The following is a 2,554-nucleotide window of genomic DNA, read 5'->3' as shown; positions in this document are numbered from 1 at the left end:
CGACAATGCGATCCCATGCCGTGCGGCGTCCGTCTGCGTGGAAGACGCTGATCCGCATGGTGCTCGGCGGGGTGCGCTCGGGATTGGGATTGTCGGCGGCAAGGTGCAGCCCTTCCGTCGCCCAATAAAGCAGCAAGTCCGCAGCGTCGGCAGGCTCCGCATTCTCGATCAGATCGGGAATATGGTGCGCGTGCCGACCTGCGACCTGACGCAACATGAACAGGGCGATCTCGCGCGGCCCACGACGCTTCTCGGTCAACGCGATTTGATACGCGATGTCGGCGATCTTGGGGACGAGAGCGCGTGCGAAGATTTCACTCTCAGCGGGCTCGATGCCGCGAGCCGCCGCGATGCGGCGCGCGGCATGAATGCCCCACGTTACACGGCGTGGCGTCGTCATGCGGCCCTCACAATCTTGATTGACCGGATATGGCAGGCGCTTGTGCTGATGGTCTGGCTGATGTTGCGGGCTGCGTCTGCGATTGGGACCAGGCTGACCGAATAGTTGTGGATGAACTCGGTCAGGTTAGCGCTCAGTGCTCTTAGTGCTTCGGGGTCCGGCTTCTCGGTAGCGCGCGGCCTCGGGGCCGCGCTACCGGCCGTGGCACTTTTTTTGTCGCTCATAGAGAGAATACTCTTATGGGCGACAAGTTTAGTGCCACCGGTCTGCTGGTGTCGAAACCATGTCCGCCGGGATATGCCAAGCGCCTCCCAGGGCCGTTCGTCCTTGAGCTTCGGCTTGCGCGGCTTGCTCGGCTGCTGCGCCGCTCGCTTGGAGCGGACGGCCGTTGCGTCACGCTCGCGCTTTACAGCGGCAATGTCCGCGTCCGTCTGACCACTGGCCCGGATCGACCTGAGATCGAGGCGGCTGCGCTGCTCAATCGTGACCGCAAGAAGATCGCCGATCTCACGAGCCTTCAAGCGCCGCAGCGGCGCGGCAAGCAGATAAGCGATATCTCCCTCACTTATCAGCGGACACCATTTGCGCGCCCAGGCGCGCCTTTGTTGATCGTCCGGCAAGTGCGGGAACGCGGCGCGGAGGTAGGCCTCGCCATCATCGGTGTCCACGAAGGAGCCGTGCCGGTCCTTGATGGTGGTTTCGATCTCATCAAGGCGATGGCGATCCATCGTCCATTTGCGGGGAGCGGGGGCCAACCGATAGCCGAGGACGGCCTTTCCAACCTTTCGGATATCGTAAGCTGTGTCGGGGACGATCGCGACGGCGGCCTTCATGAGCGTGCTTCACCTGATAGCGTTTTGAGCGAACATCCATCAGGCGATCCGACGATCGCTACGGCAGGTTTGGCGCGATTTGACGGCCGTGGCAAGGGTCGGTACGGGGACCGTGCAGCCAATCCCCTACTGGATCGAGAACCTTCCGCTTTGGGTGCGGCCCGAGCCGCACGGAGAACCCCGGAACTCTGCGGAAACGGCTTCGGCCGCACTTTTCAGGTACCTATTGATTTTGGAACCGAACCGCTGCCCGCCTCTGGGCACCATCTTTTTAAAAGAAAATCACGTTCTTATATAGAGCGACCACCTGATCGTTCTCGTGTGGCATGCGCCTGTTGCAGGCGCGTTCGCGGGTCGGCGTTTAGGCTTTCTTGTCGCCATTGGGATTTGGTGCCGGCGCCTCCCGCACGTCTCGCGGTGGCGGATCGACATGCTCAAGCTCTGACGGTGCTTTGTCTGGCCGACGGACCGGTGGCTGCGGGCCGGGCTTCGGCTGTGGTTCTTTGATCTTGGCTGGCATATCCAGTTAACTGGGATCCACAGGCTCTTGTTCCCTGATGCCTTAAAGGACCTGGAGACCGAAGCCGCCAAAAGCGTGTCACGGTGAAACAAACAGATCACAGTTTGCGACAGTCGGGATGAATGATCGTCCGAAGAGCGTTCTAGCTTTAGTTCGCCGGGCGCTCACAAGACCCCGAGCGCCCAAAATCAAATGCTTTTGGGAGAACGATCATGAGACATCTCCTCATTCCAATGGTGGCAGGCTTGTTCATAGGTTCCACCAGCATGGCCTTGGCCACCAATGTTCACACGGTGACGGGCACGACAGGTCAGCCCAGCCAAGAAATCGGAACTGCTCAAACAGGAAGTGCGACCCCCGGCCACGCCAGCTCTGCCCCGGGCTCAGCTTTCAACCCGGATGGAAATGCCGGAACACATTACGCCGGCACCCAGCCGCAAAACTCGAAGAATCCGAAGAGCGTATCTCAGTACGACGTGGCCGGCTTCCAGCAGTCCCATAATAGGTGACAGCACGGTCCGCGGAACAACAGGCCCGGCCGCCGAAGCAGCCGGGCCAACGCATCCCGCCAAGTTGACGCCACTTGTGGGCGTGAGCTCGGGAAACTCGCCGGCACCACGCGAAAACCGCGGCGAATCTGCTGATCCGAGCGTTTTCTAACCTCGGATCTCGGAATTTATCGGGCCAGGCTCACTTCTCGGCGTGGTGGGGGTACTCACGGATATCGATGGACGGAACGACTTTGCTCTCACCGGGCTCCTGGGGGATTCAATTTGCTTGGCGCCCCACCATCCCTAGGGC

At 60.9% G+C, this 2,554-nt stretch carries 3 protein-coding genes; 1 reads left to right on the top strand and 2 read right to left on the bottom strand.

What is annotated here, in order from left to right; all coding sequences use genetic code 11:
- Positions 1-400 (bottom strand): hypothetical protein (locus EOA36_RS33130; RefSeq protein ID WP_145969445.1); only part of this gene is annotated, 400 nt, incomplete at its 3' end.
- A complete protein-coding gene (locus EOA36_RS33125) occupies positions 397-1,233 on the bottom strand; it encodes a hypothetical protein (protein ID WP_127280977.1) in 837 nt (278 codons plus the stop codon). The genes EOA36_RS33130 and EOA36_RS33125, both read right to left, overlap by 4 nt.
- Positions 1,234-1,965: 732 nt before the next feature.
- Here EOA36_RS33125 and EOA36_RS33120 point away from each other — a divergent pair.
- Positions 1,966-2,262 (top strand): adenylate cyclase, encoded by a 297-nt coding sequence (locus EOA36_RS33120; RefSeq protein ID WP_210212440.1) that lies wholly within the window; start codon positions 1,966-1,968, stop codon positions 2,260-2,262.
- The last annotated feature ends 292 nt before the right edge of the window (positions 2,263-2,554 follow it).

The sequence above is a fragment of the Mesorhizobium sp. M8A.F.Ca.ET.021.01.1.1 genome, from assembly GCF_003998025.1.
Taxonomy (GTDB): Bacteria; Pseudomonadota; Alphaproteobacteria; order Rhizobiales; family Rhizobiaceae; genus Mesorhizobium.
This window is presented reverse-complemented; position numbering and strand designations above follow the sequence as displayed.

What these genes read in the sequence shown, in the direction of transcription:
- EOA36_RS33125 (WP_127280977.1), bottom strand. Translation starts at nt 1,233, where the DNA reads ATGAAGGCCGCCGTCGCGATCGTCCCCGACACAGCTTACGATATCCGA.
- EOA36_RS33120 (WP_210212440.1), top strand. Translation starts at nt 1,966, where the DNA reads ATGAGACATCTCCTCATTCCAATGGTGGCAGGCTTGTTCATAGGTTCC.